19 protein-coding genes and 1 tRNA gene are annotated in these 22,363 nt (G+C 37.7%); 4 read left to right on the top strand and 16 right to left on the bottom strand.

The features are described from left to right. Nucleotides 1-34: 34 nt before the first annotated feature. Nucleotides 35-119, bottom strand: a tRNA-Leu gene (locus L1I30_RS04020). A 146-nt stretch (nt 120-265) separates the two neighbouring features. Here L1I30_RS04020 and L1I30_RS04025 point away from each other — a divergent pair. After that, on the top strand, nt 266-1,657 hold the full coding sequence (locus tag L1I30_RS04025) for a dipeptidase (protein WP_236132961.1): 1,392 nt from the start codon (nt 266-268) through the stop codon (nt 1,655-1,657). A gap of 72 nt (nt 1,658-1,729) precedes the next feature. Here L1I30_RS04025 and L1I30_RS04030 read toward each other — a convergent pair whose 3' ends face one another. Further along, complete coding sequence (locus tag L1I30_RS04030; protein ID WP_236132962.1) at nt 1,730-2,305, bottom strand: PhnA domain-containing protein; 576 nt, start codon at nt 2,303-2,305, stop codon at nt 1,730-1,732. Between the two features lie 142 nt (nt 2,306-2,447). Here L1I30_RS04030 and L1I30_RS04035 point away from each other — a divergent pair, with 142 nt between their 5' ends. Beyond that, entirely contained in the window at nt 2,448-2,813 is a 366-nt protein-coding gene (locus L1I30_RS04035) for a BlaI/MecI/CopY family transcriptional regulator (RefSeq protein ID WP_236132963.1), read from the top strand. A 2-nt stretch (nt 2,814-2,815) separates the two neighbouring features. Further along, the gene (locus L1I30_RS04040) at nt 2,816-4,441 is read left to right on the top strand and encodes a M56 family metallopeptidase (protein WP_236132964.1); all 1,626 of its coding nucleotides are present in this window, start codon (nt 2,816-2,818) and stop codon (nt 4,439-4,441) included. Between the two features lie 68 nt (nt 4,442-4,509). Here L1I30_RS04040 and L1I30_RS04045 read toward each other — a convergent pair whose 3' ends face one another. The 5 genes from L1I30_RS04045 to L1I30_RS04065 form a co-directional block, all read right to left on the bottom strand. Continuing rightward, the gene (locus L1I30_RS04045) at nt 4,510-5,511 is read right to left on the bottom strand and encodes a metal-dependent hydrolase (protein ID WP_236132965.1); all 1,002 of its coding nucleotides are present in this window, start codon (nt 5,509-5,511) and stop codon (nt 4,510-4,512) included. Between the two features lie 2 nt (nt 5,512-5,513). Continuing rightward, nucleotides 5,514-6,986, bottom strand: coding sequence for a cellulose synthase family protein (locus L1I30_RS04050; protein WP_236132966.1), 1,473 nt, complete (start codon nt 6,984-6,986; stop codon nt 5,514-5,516). Next, nucleotides 6,986-7,678, bottom strand: coding sequence for a glycosyltransferase family 2 protein (locus tag L1I30_RS04055; RefSeq protein WP_236132967.1), 693 nt, complete (start codon nt 7,676-7,678; stop codon nt 6,986-6,988). Before L1I30_RS04055 ends, L1I30_RS04050 begins: the two co-directional genes overlap by 1 nt. Nucleotides 7,679-7,746: 68 nt before the next feature. Beyond that, the gene (locus L1I30_RS04060; RefSeq protein ID WP_236132968.1) at nt 7,747-9,330 is read right to left on the bottom strand and encodes a 4Fe-4S binding protein; all 1,584 of its coding nucleotides are present in this window, start codon (nt 9,328-9,330) and stop codon (nt 7,747-7,749) included. A gap of 34 nt (nt 9,331-9,364) precedes the next feature. Next, nucleotides 9,365-10,654, bottom strand: a complete 1,290-nt coding sequence (locus L1I30_RS04065) for an NAD(P)/FAD-dependent oxidoreductase (protein ID WP_236132969.1) — start codon at nt 10,652-10,654, stop codon at nt 9,365-9,367. Nucleotides 10,655-10,824: 170 nt separating this feature from the next. Here L1I30_RS04065 and L1I30_RS04070 point away from each other — a divergent pair, with 170 nt between their 5' ends. Beyond that, complete coding sequence (locus tag L1I30_RS04070) at nt 10,825-11,904, top strand: glycoside hydrolase family 113 (protein WP_236132970.1); 1,080 nt, start codon at nt 10,825-10,827, stop codon at nt 11,902-11,904. On the opposite strand, the gene L1I30_RS04075 is transcribed toward L1I30_RS04070, so the two are convergent. The 9 genes from L1I30_RS04075 to L1I30_RS04115 are packed head-to-tail and all read right to left on the bottom strand — an operon-like array spanning nt 11,897 to nt 22,347. After that, entirely contained in the window at nt 11,897-12,580 is a 684-nt protein-coding gene (locus L1I30_RS04075) for a TIGR04283 family arsenosugar biosynthesis glycosyltransferase (protein ID WP_236132971.1), read from the bottom strand. The genes L1I30_RS04070 and L1I30_RS04075 overlap by 8 nt on opposite strands. A gap of 1 nt (nt 12,581) precedes the next feature. After that, nucleotides 12,582-13,388 (bottom strand): DUF547 domain-containing protein, encoded by an 807-nt coding sequence (locus L1I30_RS04080; protein ID WP_236132972.1) that lies wholly within the window; start codon nt 13,386-13,388, stop codon nt 12,582-12,584. Between the two features lie 35 nt (nt 13,389-13,423). Then, nucleotides 13,424-14,236 (bottom strand): purine-nucleoside phosphorylase, encoded by an 813-nt coding sequence (locus L1I30_RS04085; RefSeq protein WP_236132973.1) that lies wholly within the window; start codon nt 14,234-14,236, stop codon nt 13,424-13,426. After that, on the bottom strand, nt 14,233-14,856 hold the full coding sequence (locus L1I30_RS04090; protein ID WP_236132974.1) for a TIGR04282 family arsenosugar biosynthesis glycosyltransferase: 624 nt from the start codon (nt 14,854-14,856) through the stop codon (nt 14,233-14,235). Before L1I30_RS04090 ends, L1I30_RS04085 begins: the two co-directional genes overlap by 4 nt. Nucleotides 14,857-14,871: 15 nt before the next feature. Beyond that, nucleotides 14,872-15,375 carry a rhodanese-like domain-containing protein gene (locus L1I30_RS04095; RefSeq protein ID WP_236132975.1) on the bottom strand — a complete coding sequence of 168 codons (504 nt, stop codon included), beginning with the start codon at nt 15,373-15,375 and terminating at the stop codon, nt 14,872-14,874. 59 nt (nt 15,376-15,434) lie between these two features. Next, a complete protein-coding gene (locus L1I30_RS04100) occupies nt 15,435-16,259 on the bottom strand; it encodes a metallophosphoesterase family protein (RefSeq protein WP_236132976.1) in 825 nt (274 codons plus the stop codon). Next, nucleotides 16,244-17,593 carry an SLC5/6 family protein gene (locus L1I30_RS04105; RefSeq protein ID WP_236132977.1) on the bottom strand — a complete coding sequence of 450 codons (1,350 nt, stop codon included), beginning with the start codon at nt 17,591-17,593 and terminating at the stop codon, nt 16,244-16,246. The genes L1I30_RS04100 and L1I30_RS04105 overlap by 16 nt, the downstream gene beginning before the upstream one ends. Before the next feature lie 54 nt (nt 17,594-17,647). Next, nucleotides 17,648-19,087 (bottom strand): SusD/RagB family nutrient-binding outer membrane lipoprotein, encoded by a 1,440-nt coding sequence (locus tag L1I30_RS04110; protein WP_236132978.1) that lies wholly within the window; start codon nt 19,085-19,087, stop codon nt 17,648-17,650. A 41-nt stretch (nt 19,088-19,128) separates the two neighbouring features. Continuing rightward, a complete protein-coding gene (locus tag L1I30_RS04115) occupies nt 19,129-22,347 on the bottom strand; it encodes a SusC/RagA family TonB-linked outer membrane protein (RefSeq protein ID WP_236132979.1) in 3,219 nt (1,072 codons plus the stop codon). Nucleotides 22,348-22,363 lie beyond the last annotated feature (16 nt).

A 22,363-nucleotide genomic window follows, 5' to 3' on the forward strand; every position in this document is an offset into this window, starting at 1 on the left:
AAAAAAAACTTCAGATTTCTCTGAAGCTTTTTGCTGGTGCGGGCGGAGAGACTCGAACTCTCACACCTCGCGGCACTAGATCCTAAGTCTAGCGTGTCTACCAATTCCACCACGCCCGCATTTTAATTTTATAACACTTAGGACTCGTTATAAAACCCGCTTGATTAACTAAGCGGGTGCAAATATACATAAAGATTTCAATTTTCAAATAGTTCTATAAAAAAATATCAAATTTGTATCTTTACCTAATTTCAAAAACTAAAGAATGGACAACTTAAATACGTATGTAGAAGATAATAAGGATCGGTTTTTAAATGAATTAATTGAACTTTTAAAAATTCCTTCTATCAGTGCAGATTCGGCTTATAAAAATGATATTCTAAAAACCGCCGATGCGGTAAAGATGCGTTTGGAAGAAGCAGGCTGTGATAAAGTTGAAATATGTGAAACTCCTGGAAATCCAATTGTCTTTGGAGAAAAGATAATCGATAAAAATTTACCAACTGTTCTAGTGTATGGACATTATGATGTGCAACCCCCAGACCCAATAAACCTTTGGGACAGCCCACCTTTCGAGCCTATTATTAAAGAAACAAAGATACATCCGGAAGGTGCTATTTTTGCACGTGGTGCTTGTGATGATAAGGGGCAGATGTATATGCATGTGAAAGCACTTGAATATATGACAAGTTCTGGAACGCTTCCTTGTAATGTGAAATTTATGATTGAAGGCGAGGAAGAAGTTGGAAGTGAAAGCCTTGGATGGTTTATAGAACGCAATAAAGAAAAACTTTCAAACGATGTAATTCTGATCTCTGATACGGGTATGATCGCAAAGGATGTTCCCTCCATAACAACCGGATTACGCGGGTTAAGCTATGTAGAAGTTGAAGTTACAGGACCAAATAGAGATTTACATAGCGGATTATATGGAGGAGCTGTTGCAAACCCTATTAATGTGCTAACTAAAATGATCGCTTCGTTGCATGATGAGAACAATCATATTACCGTACCCGGATTTTATGATAAAGTAGAAGAGGCAAGTGAGTTGGAACGCGCTAAGATGGCTGAGGCACCATTTTCTTTAGATAAATATAAAGAAGCCTTAGATATTGATGATGTATATGGAGAAAAAGGATATTCTACCAATGAGCGTAATTCTATTAGACCAACCTTAGATGTGAATGGAATTTGGGGAGGCTATATTGGAGAAGGTGCAAAAACCGTAATTGCGAGTAAAGCTTTTGCCAAGATCTCTATGCGTTTAGTGCCAGATCAAGACTGGAAAGAGATCACTCAACTATTCAAAAAGCATTTTGAAAGTATCGCGCCAAAAGGAGTGAGAGTAGAAGTGAAGCCACATCATGGAGGACAGGCATATGTTACACCTATTGATACTATTGAATACCAAGCAGCAAATGATGCTTATGTAGAATCTTTCGGGAAAACACCTATTCCGCAGCGTAGTGGAGGAAGTATCCCAATTGTAGCATTGTTTGAGAAAGAACTTAAAAGTAAGACCATTCTTATGGGGTTTGGACTGGACAGCGATGCTATTCATTCGCCTAACGAACATTTTGGAATTTGGAACTATTTGAAAGGGATCAAAACAATTCCGTTGTTCTATAAACATTTCACAAAATTAAGCCAGGAATAAAACCTTGTTTTAAAAATATAAAAGGCCGATTCTATTATTTAGAATCGGCCTTTTTGTTCGTTATGAAAAAGCTTATAATTTCTTTACATATTTGGTGATGATCACAATTTGCTGTCCATCAACTTTCCCTTCAATGTATTCCTCATTTTCATGATCTAAGGAGATTCGACGAACGGCTGTTCCTTGTTTGGCTACCATACTACTTCCTTTTACTTTCAGATCTTTTATAAGCACCACAGAGTCTCCGGCTTCCAGAATGACTCCGTTACTATCTCTATGTACAATAGATTTTGCTGCAGGATCGGCAATTTGTGAAGCTTTCGCCCATTCCATTACTTCCTCTTCCATATACATCATATCCAAAAGATCCTGAGGCCAACCTTCATTTTTAAGTTGAGTAAGCATTCTCCAGGCCATTACCTGCACTGCGGGAACTGTGCTCCACATACTGTCATTCAAACATCTCCAATGACTGGGAACCACTTTTTCTGGATCTTCAATTTGTTCTTTGCAAGTTTCACAAACCAAAATGCTGTTTTCAACATTTGCCGGAGAATCCGGTATTTCAAAGATCTCCAAGTTTTCTTTTGAAGCACATAATTCGCACTGGGAGCCACTACGCTGCATTAATTCTTGTTCCAAACTCATTAATATGTATTTTGAAAAACAAAGGTACATGGATTAAAATATAAATCAAGATTTAATTATTTGTTATAAAAAAGTTACTCTATGTTTGTAGAATTGAATTATTATTCTACATTTGTAGAGTTGAATAGAATCTGGAATAAAAATGCAATTATCTAAAGCTGAAGAACAACTCATGCAAATTTTATGGAAGCAGGAGCGCGCCTTAATGAAAGATCTCATTGATGCTTATGACGATCCGAAACCGGCCACTACTACGGTTGCTACTTTGTTGAAAAGAATGCAGGATAAGAATTTTATTGATTATGTTCAGTTAGGAAGATCACGAGAATATTTTCCTTTAGTTAAAAAGAAGGATTATTTCTCGAAACATGTTAATGGCCTTATTAAGAATTTTTTCAATGATTCGGCTTCGCAATTTGCATCATTCTTTACCAAGGAGACCAATTTAACAAAGGAGGAATTAGAAGATCTTAAAAGTATAATAGATAGCGAAATTGATAAAAAGTAATTATGGAACTGTATTTCTTAAAATCGGCAGCCTGTCTGGGAATCTTCTTTTTATTCTATAAACTGATTTTGGAACAGGAGAATATGCATGTTTTTAAGCGAATATATCTGTTGTTCTCTGTAATAGCATCAATGCTAATTCCGCTTATTACTTTCTATACATACGTGGAAGCTAGCGAAGCAGGTAGCTTACTATCACAACAAGTTATTCAGGAAATTGATGCACTACATTCTACAGGGGAAAATCTTGACTGGACATTTATACTTTGGTCGATCTACTTCATTGGAGTAATTTTCTTTAGCTTAAAATTCAGTAAAAACCTGGGAGAACTGATCTTCAGAATTAAGAGAAACCCGAAATTTAAAGATCATGATGTCACTAATGTGCTGCTTCCCTCTAAAATAGAACCACATACATTTTTCAGGTATATCTTTTTAAATAAGAAACGATTTGAAAGGGGAGAGATTCCGGCTGAAGTGCTTTTGCATGAACAAGCGCATGCTAGGCAAAAGCACAGTTTAGATATATTATTTATCGAGCTTTTACAAATATGGATGTGGTTTAATCCGCTAATATATTTAGTGAAACACGCCATTAAACTCAATCATGAATTTCTTGCAGATCAAGCTGTGATACGCAAAGGAACTCCTAAAGCAACCTATCAAAAAATCTTGTTGGCATTCTCATCAAATGCTGAAACAAGTAACCTGGCAAGCGCCATTAATTATTCATCAATCAAAAAACGATTTACAGTTATGAAAACACACACCTCAAAAAAAGGAATTCTAATTAGAAGCTTATTGCTACTACCGCTCTTAGCAGTATTGTTGTATAGTTTTAGCACTAATGAAATTGTTCAGCTAGAAGAAAAGGTACAAGTTGAAGGCAAATCGGCAATTGCTGATTTTCCAACTCAACAGGAAAAGGCTACCAAGAAGATGATCAAGGAGTATAACAAACTCGCCAAACATTATAATTCTCAGGAAGTAGATAGAATTATTATAAAAATGAAGGATGTTGAAAGAATGAAATATATCTATAGTTTGATGACTCCGAAACAAAGAGAGGCTGCAGAGGAATTTCCACATTTCCCTTTACCACCAAGGCCTGAAGCGCCAAGGCATCCGGAACGTATAGCAAATGTTGAACGTGTAGCGCGAATTGCGCATCCAGAACCACCAACAGCCCCTGAGCCTCCAGCTCCTCATTTTGAACAATCCGAAATGCCCTCTCCCCCAGAAGAATATTTAGGACATGACGGGCAGAGAGAAATGGAACGTGTTCAGGTAATCGAGGAACGTAAAATGAAAATTGCTGCACGAAATATGGAAAGAGAAAGCAGAGAGATGCAAAAGCAGGAGCGTATGATGAAGCGGGCAGAAAGAGACATGCAAAAAAGAGAGATGGAAATAAAATTTAATACTCCACCACCGCCTCCCGTGCCTGAAATACATATGAAACAATTGGCAGAGGAAGGAGCAGAGTTCTTCTACAATGGAAAATCGATCTCTTCTGAAGAGGCCATAAAAATTGTGAAGACAAATAAGAATATCAACATCAATGTTAGGAAATCTAACAATGAGAAGCCCACGGTAAAGTTGACTACCGACCCAATTGAAATAAATTAAGATAATTAAGCAAAAAATCCCCCGATACCTTAAAAAGTAGCGGGGGTTTCTTGTTTGAAATTAGTTCATCAATTTCCCCAAACCCGGCTGCTAAGATCGCTTAATAACTTAGTAGCATCTTCCGGGTCTCTTGGTACTTCTGTTATTTCCAAATTATCAGAATTCGTTTTTAACAGGTAACTGAATATAAATTTTGGGTTTTCTTCATGCAAGTTTACTGCGCCAAAGCGAAGATCGTTAAGATAAATGTTGCCATTCCTATTCGAGATAGTGTACCAGCCTTGAGAGATGGCTATAATTCTTTGAATTCTATCTTCAGTTCTAATAAAATCAATCAATTCATGATTTTTTGGAATTCGGGTAAATTGAATTGGCTGGCTATCAAAAAAAGAATAGTCGCCTAATAAATAGGCATCGTGTAATTCAATGTTGGCAGACCACATAATAGTATTGAAAGGACTGGGCCGGGTTTGCATTTGTAAATAGGAAATGTCTTGCTCTTCCAGCGCTTCTTGAAATTTCATATAACTTAATCCTTTCAATCCAATAGTAATAAGCATATAGATACTACTTACAATAAGCCCCAGATTATTATACTTCCTTCGTTTTTCTGATCCTCGCTTGGAGCGCATTGCCAAAATTAGAAATACCAAAAACGGAATGGTATATAATGGGTCTATTACAAATATGTTCTTATAGGCAATCCTTAGATCGAATGGCCAGAACAACTGTGTGCCCCAAGTGGTATGAGCATCTAATAGCGGGTGTGTTATCAAGCCCCAAAACATCAACCACGACCACTCCTTCCAAGTAGCAATTGATTTTCTTTCTATCCTAGAAATAAGCCCTCCAAAAATGGGAGCGAACAGTATGGCAAAAAGTAGGGAATGCGAAAATCCACGATGAATTTCAATAGCGGTAATAAAATCGGTGAAAAGGGGAGCAAAAGAGTCTAGATCGGGAATTGTTCCGGCAATGGCTCCGTAGAGCATCGCCTTATTTCCTACTTTTTTACCTAATACAGCTTCACCAACTGCTGCTCCCAGAACTATTTGAGTAAGAGAATCCATAATTAAGCTTTAGAGGCAAATGATTTATAAACTACAAATCCAAATCCGCTGAACAACATTAAATGAAAGAGCAGCAAACTAAAATCGTTTAAACGGAAGGCGCTATAAATGGCAAATCCGAAATAAAGAAATAAGATAGCTTCTATAAGGTTACTCACAGAAAGATGTTTGGAAAGGTATTTATTTTCCTTCCAGGAATCTCTAACGTTGTTAACATTGAATTTGGGCGTGCGTATAAAATCACTTTTTTTACCCAAATGCCCTTCTATGGCAGCAAGCGAGTTATGCACGCTAAAACCCATAGCAATGGAGAAAAAACTCAGAAACATTCCTATAAATTTCAAAAAACTCTTAAAGCTTTTCCCATGGATCTTGGTATAAGTGATCCAGTACGAAATTAAGAAAATTAAAGTGCTAATAGCAAAAAAAGCCATCACATTAAAATACGAGCTAAACTGCGGATTGGTATTTTTTATATAGAGAACCGGTAGACTCAAAACTGCCAATATCAAAATAACCAAGAACATACTTGAGTTCAATAAATGGAAGAATCCGTGAAATTTAGTTGAGGTATTTAATGTTTTATTATGTAATAATTTAGAATAATTCTTCTGAAAATTCTCTGCAGCTCCTTTATTCCATCGAAATTGTTGCGAGCGAGCGGCGCTAAGCACTACAGGAAGTTCTGCGGGTGTTTCCACGTCTTCTAAATATTTGAATTTCCACTTTTTTAGTTGCGCACGATAGGAAAGATCGAGATCTTCGGTAAGGGTGTCACCACTCCAGTTACCGGCACTATAAATACATTCTTTTCGCCAAAGACCAGCTGTACCGTTGAAGTTTATAAAATGTTTGCCGAAGTTTCTTCCAACCTGCTCTAGCGTAAAATGAAAATCTAATGCGAAGGCCTGAATTTTAGTGAGTAAAGAGTAATTCCTGTTAATGTGACCCCATCGCGTTTGAACAACGCCAATCTCAGGATCCTTGAAATAAGGTACTGTTTGTAATAACCAGTTTGAGCCTGGTAAAAAATCGGAATCAAAAATTGCGATATATTCTCCTTTCGCACTTTTAAGTCCTTCTTTTAAAGCTCCGGCTTTAAAGCCTGTTCTAATTTTTCTGCGGATATGTTGAATATTAAGCCCTGTCTTTCTAAGATTTTTTATTTGAATGGCGGTACTTTCAACCGATTCATCTGTAGAATCGTCTAACACCTGGATCTCTAATTTATGAGGAGGATATTCAATTTTGGAGATATTATTCAGAAGCCGCTCTACCACATACATTTCATTATACAGGGGGAGTTGTATAGTTATAAAGGGTATCTCTTCGGAATTGGAAAAATCAAATTTAGGGGAGTGATCCTCCTGTTTTTTAGATTGAAGGTATTTAAAAAGTAGGCTTAATTGAGACAGACTGTAAAAGAAAATCAGTAATAAAGAGAGCGTATAGATACTTATAATTACAACGTCCATTATTTAAAACTGTATTTGAAGATCCAACCTAAAATTTTAATTCCGGCAAAGATAGCTCCTTTTATAGTCCCCGAAACCTTTGAAACTCCTATTCTGTTTTTGTAATGTACAGGAATTTCTACATAGCTAAGCTTTTGCTTGATCGCTTTTAGTTGCATCTCTACCGTCCAGCCATAGGTTTTATCCTGCATTTCCAGATCCAGTAATTTTTGATACTTAATGGCTCTAAACGGGCCCAAATCTGTGAATTTTGCTCTGAACATAAGACGCATCAAATTGGTAGCCAGCCAATTTCCAAAGATCTGAGGGAGGGTCATAGACCCTTCTTCTCGCCATTTTTTCACCCTTGCACCTACCACAAAATCTATATTATCTTTAAGAATGGGTTTTAGGAGGGTATCCATTTCAGAAGGATAATCGCTATAATCACCATCGAGAAATACCACTATATCTGGTAGGATTTCTTGAGAGGCTATATATTCCATACCTTTTAGACAGGCATATCCATAACCTTTTCGTTTTTCCTCTAAAACAGTGGCTCCAGAATTTTGCGCAACCATCCCGGTAGAATCGGTCGAATTATTGTTTACCACAATAACTTCAGTAATGTTTTTTGGAATTTCAGAAATAACCTTCCCTATGGAAGCTTCTTCATTAAAGGCAGGGATAATAACTTTTATAATTAATTCCATTCAAATATGTTGACTCTTGGCGAGCTAAGGTTCATGTTTAGTTCGCAAAAGAAAGAATTTAATTACAATTATTGTTTCTGATTTAGTAAATCCAATAGATCTACATCATTTCCCAGCAGGACTTCTTTTGAATTGATTCTACCTTTCATAGAATCGTTCTCAAGTTTTAACACTCCTCTTGGGCAAACCGCAGCACAAATTCCGCAGCCTACACAGCTCGAACGTACAATATTTTCACCTTTTTGAGCATAGGCTCTTACATCGATTCCCATTTCACAGTAGGTTGAACAATTTCCGCAGGAAATGCATTGTCCGCCGTTGGTTGTAATTCTAAATTTAGAAAATAAGCGTTGTTGAAAACCCAAAATTGCAGCCATAGGACAACCAAATCTGCACCATACTCTATTCCCGAAAATAGGATAGAAGCCGGTACCAATAACTCCAGAGAAGATACTTCCTATTAAAAATCCGTAGAAAGATCGCAACTGATAGGCATCAAAAAGAAAAAGATTCTTTCCGCTTAAATAATGAAAAGCAATTAGTGCCAGAATAATGGCCATATAACCAATAGCGCCATAGCGAGCATCTTTTTTGAACTCATTTCGTTTAAAAACCATGACCAGCGTGAAAATAGCGGTAAGTAATAGCGCCACCCCAATTAAAAACACATCTCTGGTAAGCCAATATCCTTTAGATGAATCTCCTAAATAGGAATAAACAACTGCAGTGGTCATTAAAACCACAAATACCACTACGCTATGTACTACCCAGCGTTCTATTTTCCAGGCCGATTGTCTCTTATCGCTTAAATGACGAAATGGATCTCCGGCAGTTTCGGCTAACCCACCACAGCCACATACCCAGGAGCAGTACCAGCGTTTCCCGTATTTATAAGTAAGTATGGGAGTGATTATAAAGATGGAAGCTATTCCAAATAACAATAAAGCGATCCCTATATTGCCTGCAGAAATGTATTCATCTACTCTATATTGATCGAAGTTATAATAATTTAGAGGCCAGATGCTTTTAAGATCTGAATAGGGCAGTGAGAAACTATCGCTATTTAAGCGGGCCATGAATTCTGGAATCAAGAAGGCAAAGGCCGTTTGAAAGAACATCACCGAAATTGTTCGCAAGCGTTCATAGCGGTTATGCCGATATTTCCAAATGAATTTTATACCGAATGCTAAAATAGCGATGGTGTAAAGGGTTCCATAAACAAACCACTGACTGGCAGGGCCGCCACTCAAAAGCTTGCTAAGTGGATCGAAAAAGACTATAAGTCCGGTATTATCACCCTTCTCAACCAAACCAAGATATTCAGGGTAAAAATAAAGCACTATATAAAAGCCTGTGAGTAGTATTCCGGAGATCCAGGCAAGATAGCCCCTATTGGAAATGGCTTTGAACCAAACTCCATCATTCTTGATCCCCTCATGTTTGTTGGCGTAGGTGGCTTTGGAAAACCAAATAATTCCTACGGTAATTGCAGAAAGGGAAATACTTAACCAAACTGTTTTATTGGGAAAATTTGTGTTTAAACCGGCTAGAACAAGAATGAACAATCCTGCAATTCCTACAAAGGTGGCAGCTTTCTGGGGTATGGATAATGATGCGGGAACATCACCGGTAATAGACATATTATTTTCCATGGGGAGTATTTATGCGGTGCTTTATTAAATTGGTTTAAACGCTAACTTGATATTCTTTTTGAAATTTATCAAAAATTGAAGCTTCATAGCGTTTATAGAATTCGGGATCAAAATTAGCTTCTTTTAAATGTGAGATCACATACCCTACAGAGCGTTCATCACTCAGCCATGTGTCAAATTTTTCATGACGCATTCTAATTCCAAAGGTGTTAATTCCTAAAAACTTATTTGAAATTGTATCATATGAAATGGTGAGAAACTTTTTATTATCCTGATGAACCCAGTGAAAATGCGTCTCACTCTCTTTAGGCTTATTAAATACCCAACCATACGTTTGATATTCGATATCAAAGAATTTAGCCGAATTAAACCAATGTCCGGGGTTATATTCTCTCTTATTTCCAGTAAGAGTTTGTGCTACAGTTTCTCCCATCATTCTCCCGGTATACCACACAGCCTCAATAGACTTTCTTTGCCCAATAGGTTGTCGTTGCTGTACGCAATCTCCAATGGCATATACATCTTTGATATTGGTTTGCAAAAAGCTATTCACTAGAATCCCTTTATCAATCTCTAAAGCTGTATTCCTTAAAAAATCTACATTTGGGTGTACACCGGCACAAAGCCCTACAAGCTCGCATTCTATTTCTTCTCCGGTCTTGGTTACGATCGATCTTACATTACCCTCTTTATCTCCAACTATTTTATCAAGCTCAGTTCTATGTTTTATCTCCACGCCATGCGAAGTAATATGTTTCGAGATAAGGTCGGCATTTTTTTGTGGAAGGATACCCGACCAAAAGCCTTCTTCTCTAATTAAAAAAGTAACCTGAATATTTCTTGTTAATAGCATCTCTGCCAATTCTACACCAATCAAGCCACCTCCAATTATCACTGCCTTTTTACAATTCTTTGTGTTTTCCTCCAGCAATTCTAGGTCTTGTTTGGTAACCAAACCCTGTACTCCTTTAAGCTCCTGACCTTCCCAGCCAAATTTATTATGAATAGAACCCGTTGCTAGTATCAGTTTGTCGTAGTTCATACTTTGTTTGGAGGAAAAATGCAGTGTCTTATTATCAAAATCTACGCTTTCTACCCACTCCTTCTTTAATTCGATCCTGTTTTTTTCCCAAAACCAATCTTCATAAGGTTTTAAATGTTCCCATTTCATGTGTCCCATATATACATACATAAGAGCGGTACGAGAAAAGAAATGCTCACTTTCCGCAGAGATAACTGTAATTCGTTTATCTGAATTCTTTCTAATGTGGCGTGCTGCGGTAATACCCGAGATTCCGTTTCCAATAATAACAATATGTTCCATGTGGATGTTTAAAGAGTAATTGAGATGAAAAAAACATGTCGATTGGTCGAAGCTAACTATATTAACTTATACAATAATATGCATATAAAATCTGCTTTTTGTTAAAACTGCTGGGGATTACACTTTGCAATTAAAAAGATGAAATTATCTCTTAACTTTAAAAGCAATTAATGTATTCATCCAGAACCTATAATAAAGGAAAGTTAATGAATTTTAAGGTTTTAAGAAGTTTAGAGATACCTGTCTTTTGTATACTATTATTGGCAGTTATACATTCCTGTCAGTCACCACAACAGCTGGAAGAAAAGATTAACGGGATAAGTCTTGTGGCGTCAAGAGACTCGATACTGCCGGGACAAGTATTGCCAATAAAGGAAATTCATGCCAATGCAGTAGCTTTAATGCCTTTTGGTTTTTTGGAGAAGTTGGATAGCCCTCATTTAAAATTTAATATGGAAAGACAATGGTTTGGAGAGCGCGAGGAGGGAGTTAGAAAAAGTATAAGGATGCTACGTACTAATAAAATGAAAGTAATGCTGAAACCCCAAATTTGGATATGGCGGGGAGAATTTACCGGAGATATTAAAATGAATTCTGAAGCCGATTGGAAGGAATTTGAGAAGAACTATAGAAATTTCATTCTTTTATATGCGCAAGTAGCTGCAGAAGAAAAAGTGGATATTTTTACCTTAGGCACCGAGCTCTACGGATTTGTGCATGAAAGACAGAATTTCTGGAGTGTTCTAATAGCTGATGTTAGGAGAATTTACAAAGGACAACTCACTTATGCCGAAAATTGGGATAAGGTGGAGAAAGTGACGTTTTGGAGGGAGTTGGATTATGTGGGAGTTGATGCTTATTTTCCTTTGAATAGTGAAAGATCTCCCGAAGTAGAAAAGCTAAGAAGTGCTTGGCAAAGTTATAAAGTTAAGCTGGAAGATCTCTCGCATGAAGTGGAACAACCCATCCTGTTTACGGAGTATGGGTATAGAAATACCGATTACGCAACCGAGTATCCCTGGGAATCATCCCGGGAAACTAATAGCTTTAATGATGATTTACAGGCTAATGCACTTACGGCACTTTACGAAGAGTTTTGGAAAGAAAACTGGTTTGCAGGCGGCTTTCTTTGGAAATGGCATCAAGACCATGAAAATGCGGGCGGATTGGGGAATAACCAGTTCACACCGCAAAATAAACCGGCTCAGGAAGTGGTGAAAAAGTATTACGGGAACACTCTTATTAACTAAGTTTCTTCTTATAATATTGATATAACTCTTCGGGTGTAGCCCCTTTCATCTTTTTAAGATAAAGGAGTGCAAAAAAGTACTGTAATTTCCAGATCCCTACTTTTTCATATCTACGAGCTGAAGTAGTTAGCCATTTTGGAATAATTGTAAATGATTTTCTCTTATATAATTTGCCAATAAGATCATTGTCTTCAAAGACTATATAAATTTCATCAAAACCGCCAATTTCATTAAACAGTTCTTTAGTGATAAATAAAGACTGATCTCCACCTCGGCAAGCTTTATGATTAATAGTAGTAAACCATCCCATTAAATTGAGCCACCAATGGTTCTTATCAAATTTCATTCGAAAGCAGCCAGCTTTATTACCTGTACCTACCTGATTTACGATAGCTGAATCAAAATGAAGAGGAGGAAAGCTGTCGGCATGTAAAAAGTAAAGAATTTTAGAAGTGGCAGCAGCAGCACCGGCATTCATCTGTTTTGCTCGTCCTTTTTCAGAATAGATAAAGCGTACCGCCGGGGTCTTTCTCACAATTTCCTTGGTGGCATCGGTACTTCCCCCATCTACCACAATAATTTCAGTTATGTTATTAGATGAAAATTCCTGTATATGCTGAAGTAGTCTCGGGAGTTGAGCTTCTTCATTATATACAGGAATTATAATACTTATCATCTTACTTAGGCTCGTTTAAAGACCAGTCGTATTCCTTATAAGTTATTTTTGCTGAGGCTTTTATCTTCACGTTTGAATAATGGTTGATATAATCTATTACACTACCACCTTCTTTGAAATCTTTTTTATACCAGTCGAAAATAGAACTCAGTTTAACCGAATTCTCTAAAATTATATTTTTATCAGAATTGATGAATTCTTTAGTGGCAGTTTCTAATTGCTCATTGATCTTGGCTGCAGTATAAGCCTCATTTAATAGCTTCGGACAAGAATAGGATGCACAGTTAATTGCAAAGTGTATTCTAGGATCGTTCATTTTTCTAAGTATACTATTCTCAATCCCTCCTAAAGACATTTTTACATCGCCAATATCTACAATATCTTTTGTCCATGCGCCGTTTATGTCTTTAATACTCTTAATCGGATAGTTTTCAATAATCAGCTTTACGGTATATGCATTGTAGATGTTTATATAATAGGCAAGTTGCTCCTGAACTGACCAGGTTTTAGAGGGTTTATTTTCAGAAAGCATTTCCAGATATTCCTTCAACTTTACCTCATCTTTTTTGAAGCCTTTATAATCTACCAGCCCATCTTTTGAAACATGCTTTTTTAATAATGCTGTCCACGTGCTATGATCTAAATTTACCTGAGAGTTCGCAGTAGAGGAGGTCAAATCTTCCCCAACCTTTGCTGTGGGAAGGCCTTTGTCATTAAGTCCAGCAGCCGATAATAGAGTGCAACCATTCAAGGTGTAAAAGCAAAGTGAAAATACTAATAGCATGCTACCAAAGAGTGCCTTTTTCATATTGAATGGGTTTAAAAAGATTGGCTATTTTAAATTTATAACTGAGCTATCAGTTCCTTGAATATCGTTATAAGCTGAGGTTCTGCTTTGTGAGCCATAGCAATGATCTCACTAATTTCTACCGGCTTCAAATTGTCTGGGTCACCTTCATCGGTGATCACCGAGATTGCTGATACGGGTAGGTTTAAATGATTAGCCACAATAACTTCGGGCACAGTACTCATTCCAACAGCGTCTGCACCAATTAGTTTAAGATAACGATACTCTGCTCTTGTTTCCAGTTGTGGGCCCAGTACCGAAGCATATACCCCTTTATGTAATTTGATGTTATTATTTTTTGCAATAGCTTCTATGTTCTGGTTCATTTCTGTATTGTAAGGAGCGCTCATATCAACAAAACGTTCACCTAAATGTTCTACTCCTAAAAATGCCAATGGCGATCCTCCCTGCAGGTTAATATGGTCGTCTATAAGCATTAGTTCTCCTTTTTTGAAATCGAGATTGATAGATCCTGACGCATTGGAGACTAACAATTTCTTGATACCCAATTTTTCCATAATACGTACAGGATAGGTCACATCTTGCAGCGTATAGCCTTCATATAGATGAAAACGGCCTTGCATTACTACCACTTTTTTTCCGGCTAAATTTCCAAAAATAAGCTTGCCTTTATGAAATTCTACCGTTGCGGTAGGAAAGCTAGGAATATGGTTATAACTAACTTCTGCTAGAATTTCTATTTCATCTACCAGCTGTCCCAGTCCTGTGCCTAAAATGATACCCACTTCAGGACTGTCAAATCCTTTTTCAATTAGATAATCTGTTGTTTCTTGAATTCTTTTTATCATGATGTTATGTGTTGGAAGAAATGTTGAAAATCTTCATGTTCTTTTATATCGCTGTAATAATCTACATCATTACGTGTTTCCAGTAATTTTGTGTTATTCAAACCAAGATTTTTAAGCGTGTCGGTTAAAACTGTAGCTGTTCCCCATTCTTTTCTCTGGAAGACTTTTGTGTTTAATTTTTTCATTCCTAGAAGATAGTATCCACCATCTTCTGCAGGACCTAACACGAAATCTTTATCATCTAAAGCTTTAAAGGCATTTTCAATATCGGTTTGATCCATGTCGTACATGTCACTTCCAATAATGATAATCTTCTCGTATCCATTTTTAAAGCCCTCCTCGAAGGCATGTTGCATACGCTCTCCAAGATCTCTTCCTTCTTGTTTGCATTTCAAATAAATATTAGAGTTCCATATATCGTCTTCAAATATCTTTTCAGAATAATGGACCTCTTTAGCTACATTAAGATCCTTGGTGATTTCCAAGGTATGAGCAAGTAAAAATTTATAGATGTCTAAGGCGGTTTGTTCTCCCACATCTTTTGCCAATCTGGATTTTACTTTTCCCAGCTCGGGGTTACGGGTAAAAATGAGTAGTAATTCTTTAGAAGTTGTAATCAAAACAATAAAATTTTATTAGTATACTTTCTCACCATTGGTTAAATATTTAGACCAGTGTTTTGAAAAAGCGTGAATTTTCTCGGTTTCCTTTCCATTAGCATCAAAAACAGCATATCCCTTGTTCTTCCATTCAAAAATACCACCATAAAGATTTCTAATATTTGTATAACCGGCGTTTTTCAGTTTTTCTGAAATGGTTTCAGAGCGAATTCCCAAAGAACAATATACTACGATTAAGGCTGATTTATTTGTAATTAAATGTGAAATTTCCTTTGTTGAAAAAGTGGAATATCCTACAAAAAGGGCTTTTTTAAGATGACTCACCTCAAATTCTTCCTCTTCACGGGCATCCAATACTACAACATTAGCATCTGAATGCAGCATTTTTAATTCTTCCACAGAAATATATGGCGTAGAATGTGAATTGTATTTAGAGAGTATTTTTTCAATTGAACTCTGGGCCTGGCCAACAGTCAAGTTCAGGAAAAATATAAGAAATAGTAATTTTTTTAAATTCATAAAATTAAAGGTGTGCGCTATATTTACGATTAAAACCAGTACTTGGATGTAAACGATACTTAAAACTTGATAGGTTTACCCTGTAATTCACTTTCTGCTATTGGAAGAATCTCCGTATTATCCCAGATTCCGGTTTTTAACGTTTGAGCATATTCTTTAGGTAAATTATTCTTCAACATTAGTTCACTTGCGAGTTCATGATCATAACTAAAACTGAAGTGCTTATAAATAGGTGTTTTGCGTTCATCTAAAATAACAGCCCAGACCTTTGCCAACCCGTCGTTGGCAGGCATTCCAATAACCCCAGGATTTATCCAAATTTTATCAGCTTTTACATCGGTAAAAGGCAATCCGCAGTGTCCTGCTACAATTACATCACAGTTCAAGGCATCAAAAGAAGCTTTTTTGACCTCCCATGAGGTAGAACTAAATATGAATTCTGATACATTGCTGTAAGCACCGTGTACTACGCCAATCGTTTTTCCAGCATAATCGAATTGTATATTTCTGGGAAGAGTTTTTATCCATTCAATAGCATCGTTTTGCAAATGCGCTTTGGCAAAAGGGTACCAGAGTTGCGAGAGGTCATCGCATTTAGAACCTTCCCTAAAGTCGCAGCCACAATCTTCTTTATCTTCGGCTAACTGAATCTCTACATTTCCCACAATACTTTTTGCTCCCCATTTTTTAAAAAGGGAAATAGTCTGCTGAGGTTGGCCGCAGTACCCGATAATATCTCCAGTACAAATACAATTGGAGGGAGCAACACCTTCTTTATTAGCAATCGATATTAGTGCTTCCAATGCCTGTAAGTTGCTGTAAACGCCTCCAAACAAAAGCACTTTACCCTTAAGTTGGCCAAGATGTTCTATAGGTTTATCCATTTTGGAATTAAAAATAATAAGATACATGAAATTATTCCCCAAACATTGATCCATAATAGTTCCGCATATGCCCCGGAGGAGAATATGAGTGATTGCGGAAATAGGTTGAAAACCAGTAGGAACCCAAAAACCAATCCACAGCATACACTCAAATAGAAACTTATTTTAGGAACCTTCATTTTCCAGAACAGGAAAACCGGGGTAAGGCCTATCACCATGGTACCACTAATTGTAGTAGCAGATAATATTTCGGCATTTAGAAACACCGGAATCGTACCTAATACTGCTACGATGATCATGGCAATCCTTCCGAATTTTACAGTTGGTTTTATTTTAAGATCTACGGCCAGTAATTTAGAGGAAGATGAAAATGTTGAATCTAAGGTGGATGCTGCTGAAGTGATCATTATAAAGTTGATGACTAATAGAATCACGACTCCAAAAGCTTTTCCAACTTCTACCGCAGCCTGCCCCTGCATTCCTTCTCTTTGAGCATACACTCCAATAATACTGAACAGCACAATGCAAATTCCCCCAAAAACGCCGGCCATTAAAAAACTTCGTAAAGTTGATTTCGGGCTGCTAATAAAGCCTCTGTCGGTTAGCACGGGGTCATGAAACGGATAACTAAAAGATTGGATAATGGCTGCAAATAGTAAATTCATTCCTGTTGCCATGGTCCAACTTCCCGAAGTTGCCACTTCTTTCACGCTAATCTCACCTACATTAAAAATATTCCATAGAATAATGCATAACAAAATAGCGAAAAGTCCCATTTGTATCACATCCGTAAAAATGGAACTGCTTAGTCCGCCTTTTAAAGCATATGCCAAGGTTAGTATAGTAAAAGCAATTATAGCCCAATAGAATGAAGAACTCCCCTGATCACCGAAATAGGTGCCAATTACAATGGTGTTAGACCATACTTCATTGAATAATCGAATACTTATGAGAATAGAAAAAAGTGCTACCGCCCCCGTGCCAAATTTCGATACCAAAAATTGATGAATACTTGTAAAACTTCCTCGGGTTCTGATAAGGTAGATCAAAATTCCTGCTATGGCGAAGGAAAGATAATACCCTGCATAGGCCACTCCACCAACGATCCCAAACTCCAAGCCTAAATTCGCGGCATTGGTAATGCTTTTTGCAAAGATCCAGGAAATTATAAGGCTCCCGGTGAGCATAGCAGTATTAGGTACTTTGTTTTTATAAGAGGCTTTAAAGAATTGCTGGGCTGTTTTTGCTAAAGGAGAAAGAATTAGAAGCGCAATGCTGGAAAACAGCATTAACCACCATTGCCAAAAACTGGTTTCTAAGGAAAGTAACTCCATTACTTCTTGAACTTTTTTAATGAAAGCACATAAGGCTCGAATATCATAATTTACTTATTCGCTATCCCACCAAACGGGGAAATTAATACTGTTTTGATCTGTGCTTCCGGCTGCAGCTTCATAGTTTTGTAAGTTAAGAGCTGCTTCCTCTGTTGGATAAGGTATTCTTATTGGGAATTGCCCCTCATTCAAACTAGCTGAAATCGCTTTTAAATTTGGAAAACCTGTGCGGCGGTACTCTATCCATCCCTCGTACCCGTTTATCATATTGGCTATCCATTTTTGAGTAATGATCTTTTCCAGATTATCTTCTGCACCTAATTCATAGGCAGCACTTGCCTTGAGGTAATTTGCAGGAAGAGGTGTGTGCCAGTACTCGAAGGCTTGGCTTACCCCAAGTTCATAGAGCCTTTTAGCATCAGCAGATATCAAATTCTTTTCTGCAGCTTCCGCCAGTAAAAGGTTGGTTTCCCAAGCGGTTAAGAAATTGGCATCCAGCATTGCTGTATTTTCTCTGAAAATTGTTCCAGCTCTCGAATAATCGGCGGGAGAAATGGAGGTTTGTGAAGCATCAATTCCATTTAATAATCCATTGAAAACCTCTGGATTATTATCTGTTGTACGGAATAGCACTCCAATTCGTGGATCATCAAGACCAGTTAGAATCTCTTCCATGGTTTCAGCCATCACAAAATTATTGAAGTCGCCCACTCTAAGTTGCGCCATCCTGAAGCTATTGGGCTCCCCAGCTGTAAAATTAAAACTGGCATTTTGGGAATTCAATTGTATATAATTCGACTGATTATATATTTCCTGCAATTGACCTGAAACATCCACCTTGGAGGAAATTCGCATTAGGTGCTTTATCTTTAAGGAATTTGCAAATTTTATCCACGCTTGAAGGTCGCCATCAAATAGGATGTCTCCTTCCAATTTAATAGCACCCTCATAATTTTCTAATGCGATAATTCCTTTGTTCAAATTATCTAAAATTCCTCCTTCGGCTAAATAAATATCTTCCTGAGGATCATATTTTGGAGTAGTTGTAAGTTCCTTTCCTTTGAAAGCTTCAGAATATGGTACATCTCCAAATAAATCGGTAAGCGAAGCAGTTATGTATGCTTTCATTATTAAGGCAGGGCCTTCATACACTTTAAAAGCTTCGGTTTCGCGGGTCATATTTAAAATGATCTCGTTATCTCGAAGATTGGTATATAGAACAGGCCATGGATTTCCTCCTAATTGTGGAGATTTAAGCGCATGCCGGTCAAATAGATTAAAATCGAGTGCGGTTAAATATTGGCCTAATAAATTTCCGGCCACAAAACCTTCGTAAGACATTTGTTCCCCATAATCGTAGATTACTTGCCTAAGCAATAAGCCTGGCTGAACTGATACGGGCGTATTAGGGTTGGTATTGATCTCTTCAAAATTTTTTGAGCAAGAAGTGAAGAGTGTAAGCCCAAATATTAGTATAAATGTATATTTTCTCATCTTGTTAGTATTCAAAAGTTTTGCTTCAGAATATGTTAGAGTTAAAAGTTTATACCCGCTTTAAATCCAATGCTTCGGGTGGTTGCATAAGACATATCTTCCACTCCGCTTACAAATCCCTGCCCCTGAACTGCCAGTTGTTCAGGATCGAAATGAGGGATCTTACTAAATACGAATAAGTTTCGCCCTATTAAAGACACATTCATGGAGGCACCATTTTTCAATCCTAAGGCGCCGTCTTTTAAACTGAAATCATAGCCAAGTGCAAGTTGTCGTAATTTTAAATATGAAGCATCATAAGTATTATTTGCCTCGTGATTCCTATCGTAATATTGACGATAGTAAGATTCGGCACTCACAGCTGTAGTGTTGGGGATGTAAATTGGATTGTTTGAAGTTCCTGAATTTACCACACCTTTTGGAACGATCCCTTCTTCAGGTCGAAGTTCGGTTTCTTTTAATTGGCCGCCCACTGCGGCTAGAGCCAAGGTTCGCGAGATCAAAATTCCGCCTTGTCGCCAATCGAATAAAAAGCTGAGGTCCCAGTTTTTATATTGAAACTGATTATTGAAGCCTAATATGAAATCGGGATTATAATTTCCTAATTTTTCAAGGTTGTTATCTGCAATATACCTCCCTTCAGAAGTGAGTATGAAGTCTCCCTTATCATTCTTCAAATATCCGGTGCCATAAAGGTCACCAATCTCGCCTCCTTGTTCCACCTGCAGCCAGACCGTTTGATCGGGATTATCGTAAACTCTGGAATATGCCAGAGTTAACCGTCCGGCTTCCTGAGGTAATTCTGTTACTCTCGATGTGTTTTTGCTAAAGTTGAAAGTTGATTTCCATAGGAAATTGATAGTTTTTATTGGGGTGATTCCAGCGATGATCTCTATTCCCTGTGATCTCACTTTTCCTGCGTTTACCACCTGTTGCCTGTAACCTGAGGAGATGCCAATAGGTAAGGATAGAATCTGATCTTCGGTAAGGGCATTATAATAGGTAAAGTCAAAATTTAACCTGTCTTTAAAAAACCTTATATCGGCACCCACTTCGTAAGAAGTAGTCCGCTCCGGCCTTAGATTAGGATTTGAAATAGTATTTCCATCGCTAAAAGTAGGCTGTGAATTATAGGGGGTTTGCGCTACAAAAGCTCCGGTAGTTTGATACGGATTGGTATCATTACCTACCTGTGCCCAACTTGCCCTTGCCTGAAAGTATGAGAACACTTTTGGTAAGGCTACTACATTAGAAAGGATAAAACTTCCCGAAACCGACGGATAAAAGAAGGAGACATTTGCAACAGAGGTAGGGGAGGCCAACGCACTGGACCAATCGTTTCTCCCGGTAATATCTAGAAAGAGGAAATTTTTGTACCCGAGTTTAGCAATTCCATACAGGCTGTTAATACGTTTACGCGATTCAAATTCAAATACTTCAATAGGAGAAGCTGCATTAGAAAGTTTAAAGATTCCCGGCTGTGCCAAAGTGGTGGTTTGTGCTTGAGAAGTTGAAGCTTTTTGATCCAATCTACTTCCTCCAAAGGAAAGATCAGTTGAAAAATTCCCGAAGGAATTGTAGTAGTTTAAAAGGAAATCGGTGTTGATCTCTCTAAAGAAAACATCATGCTCGGCATAGGCTCCATTTTTAAATCGGTTGGAACTGAAAGCTCTTTTCAGCTGCCTTTTTTCATTAGAATAATCCATTCCTGAGCGAAGGCTTAAGCTAAGATGTTCATTAAACTGCTGAGTAACCGCGATATTTCCAAATATCCTGTCCCTATTAAAGGAATTGGTGTTTTCTTTTAATATGAAATAAGGATTATCAAAATAAGTATAATTATAGGAATATTGCTGCACTCCTTCTAAGCCGGGTTGCCAGTAATCTTTAAGGTTTTTGATATTCAATGATCGGGGTCCCCAGGCTACCAGAGAATAATTCACGTTCTCGGAACCGTAGCCGTTAGAAGGCCTGTTGTCGCTTCCGGAATTCACATAATTAATACTCGCGTTAACCTTAAGTTTGTCTATTGGCCGAAAGTGGAGTTTTGCAGCGACTGTTTGCCTGTTCAGGTTAACGCCCGGAATAATGGATTCACTTCTAAGATCAGTGAAAGATAACCTGTAGTTCCCTGTATTGAAACCTGAGGAGATAGCCACATTGTTAATGGTAGTAATTCCGGTTTGATAAAAATCTTTCAAATTATCGGGATGGGAATTAAAGGGAGTAGGAGTAATTGGCAGTCCTCCGTGTACCGATGTATCTCCTCCGCGAACTACAGTTCCATCGGCCAAGCTTACTGGGCTGTCAAACTGTGGAATAAGAATTTCCTGATCCAATCTCGGGCCCCAGCTATAGGTGATAAGATCATTCACGCCGCCACCTAAGCCGTTCACAAAAGCGAATTCTCCTGAGTTACCCTGTCCGTATTTATTTTGAAATTCAGGTAATTGAAAGGGAGAATCTACAAACAGGCTAGTGTTAATGCTAATTCCAAGGTCTTTTGTTTTCGTGCCATCTTTGGTGTTTATTATGATAACGCCATTCGAAGCTCGGGATCCGTATAATGCGGCTGCATTGGCTCCTTTTAACACAGACACCGAAGCGATGTCATCGGGATTCACTTCCATCGCACCATTCCCAAAATCTATTTCCTGAAATCCGGCAGCAGCTTCATTTGTAAAGTTAAGCACCGAATTATTATTGATGGGAGTTCCATCTACAATGAATAAAGGGTTGTTGTTAGAGAAAGAAGCTTCTCCACGAATTGTGATCTTAGAACTGGATCCGGTACCTGTTGCTCCCTGGCTAATTGTGACTCCTGCTAATTTTCCGCTGAGATTATCCAGGAAATTTACCGCTTTTACTCTTGATATTTCTTTCTCCTGTATCTTTTGTACAGCATACCCCAGTTCTTTAGTCTCCCGTTTAACTCCTAAAGCCGTTATTACCACTTCATTTAAACCGGTAGCCGAAATAGAAAGTGTTATATCGAGGGTCCAGCGTCCGTCTATTTCAATGAGTTTGGTCTCAAAGCCCAAGGAGGAGAATTCTAGAGTCCCCGTTGAGGTGGGAATAGACAATTCATAAACTCCATTCTCATTGGAAATAGTTCCCAAAGAGGTGTTTTTCAGAATTACACTTACAAAAGGAATAGCTGTTCCCGCGGCATCGGTAACTCTTCCATTAATAATATGTTGAGAGAAAACATTTATGAATGCGAAAAAACAGAAGCTAAGGCAGAGGTAGAATTTCTTCATTCGTTAATTAAAGGTG

Source organism: Gillisia lutea, assembly GCF_021568705.1.
Taxonomy (GTDB): domain Bacteria; phylum Bacteroidota; class Bacteroidia; order Flavobacteriales; family Flavobacteriaceae; genus Gillisia; species Gillisia lutea.

Coding starts and splice junctions, on each gene's coding strand:
- L1I30_RS04025 (WP_236132961.1), top strand. CDS start 266: ATGGACAACTTAAATACGTATGTAGAAGATAATAAGGATCGGTTTTTA.
- L1I30_RS04030 (WP_236132962.1), bottom strand. CDS start 2,305: ATGAGTTTGGAACAAGAATTAATGCAGCGTAGTGGCTCCCAGTGCGAA.
- L1I30_RS04035 (WP_236132963.1), top strand. CDS start 2,448: ATGCAATTATCTAAAGCTGAAGAACAACTCATGCAAATTTTATGGAAG.
- L1I30_RS04040 (WP_236132964.1), top strand. CDS start 2,816: ATGGAACTGTATTTCTTAAAATCGGCAGCCTGTCTGGGAATCTTCTTT.
- L1I30_RS04045 (WP_236132965.1), bottom strand. CDS start 5,511: ATGGATTCTCTTACTCAAATAGTTCTGGGAGCAGCAGTTGGTGAAGCT.
- L1I30_RS04050 (WP_236132966.1), bottom strand. CDS start 6,986: ATGGACGTTGTAATTATAAGTATCTATACGCTCTCTTTATTACTGATT.
- L1I30_RS04055 (WP_236132967.1), bottom strand. CDS start 7,678: ATGGAATTAATTATAAAAGTTATTATCCCTGCCTTTAATGAAGAAGCT.
- L1I30_RS04060 (WP_236132968.1), bottom strand. CDS start 9,330: ATGGAAAATAATATGTCTATTACCGGTGATGTTCCCGCATCATTATCC.
- L1I30_RS04065 (WP_236132969.1), bottom strand. CDS start 10,654: ATGGAACATATTGTTATTATTGGAAACGGAATCTCGGGTATTACCGCA.
- L1I30_RS04070 (WP_236132970.1), top strand. CDS start 10,825: ATGTATTCATCCAGAACCTATAATAAAGGAAAGTTAATGAATTTTAAG.
- L1I30_RS04075 (WP_236132971.1), bottom strand. CDS start 12,580: ATGATAAGTATTATAATTCCTGTATATAATGAAGAAGCTCAACTCCCG.
- L1I30_RS04080 (WP_236132972.1), bottom strand. CDS start 13,388: ATGAAAAAGGCACTCTTTGGTAGCATGCTATTAGTATTTTCACTTTGC.
- L1I30_RS04085 (WP_236132973.1), bottom strand. CDS start 14,236: ATGATAAAAAGAATTCAAGAAACAACAGATTATCTAATTGAAAAAGGA.
- L1I30_RS04095 (WP_236132975.1), bottom strand. CDS start 15,375: ATGAATTTAAAAAAATTACTATTTCTTATATTTTTCCTGAACTTGACT.
- L1I30_RS04100 (WP_236132976.1), bottom strand. CDS start 16,259: ATGGATAAACCTATAGAACATCTTGGCCAACTTAAGGGTAAAGTGCTT.
- L1I30_RS04105 (WP_236132977.1), bottom strand. CDS start 17,593: ATGGAGTTACTTTCCTTAGAAACCAGTTTTTGGCAATGGTGGTTAATG.
- L1I30_RS04110 (WP_236132978.1), bottom strand. CDS start 19,087: ATGAGAAAATATACATTTATACTAATATTTGGGCTTACACTCTTCACT.
- L1I30_RS04115 (WP_236132979.1), bottom strand. CDS start 22,347: ATGAAGAAATTCTACCTCTGCCTTAGCTTCTGTTTTTTCGCATTCATA.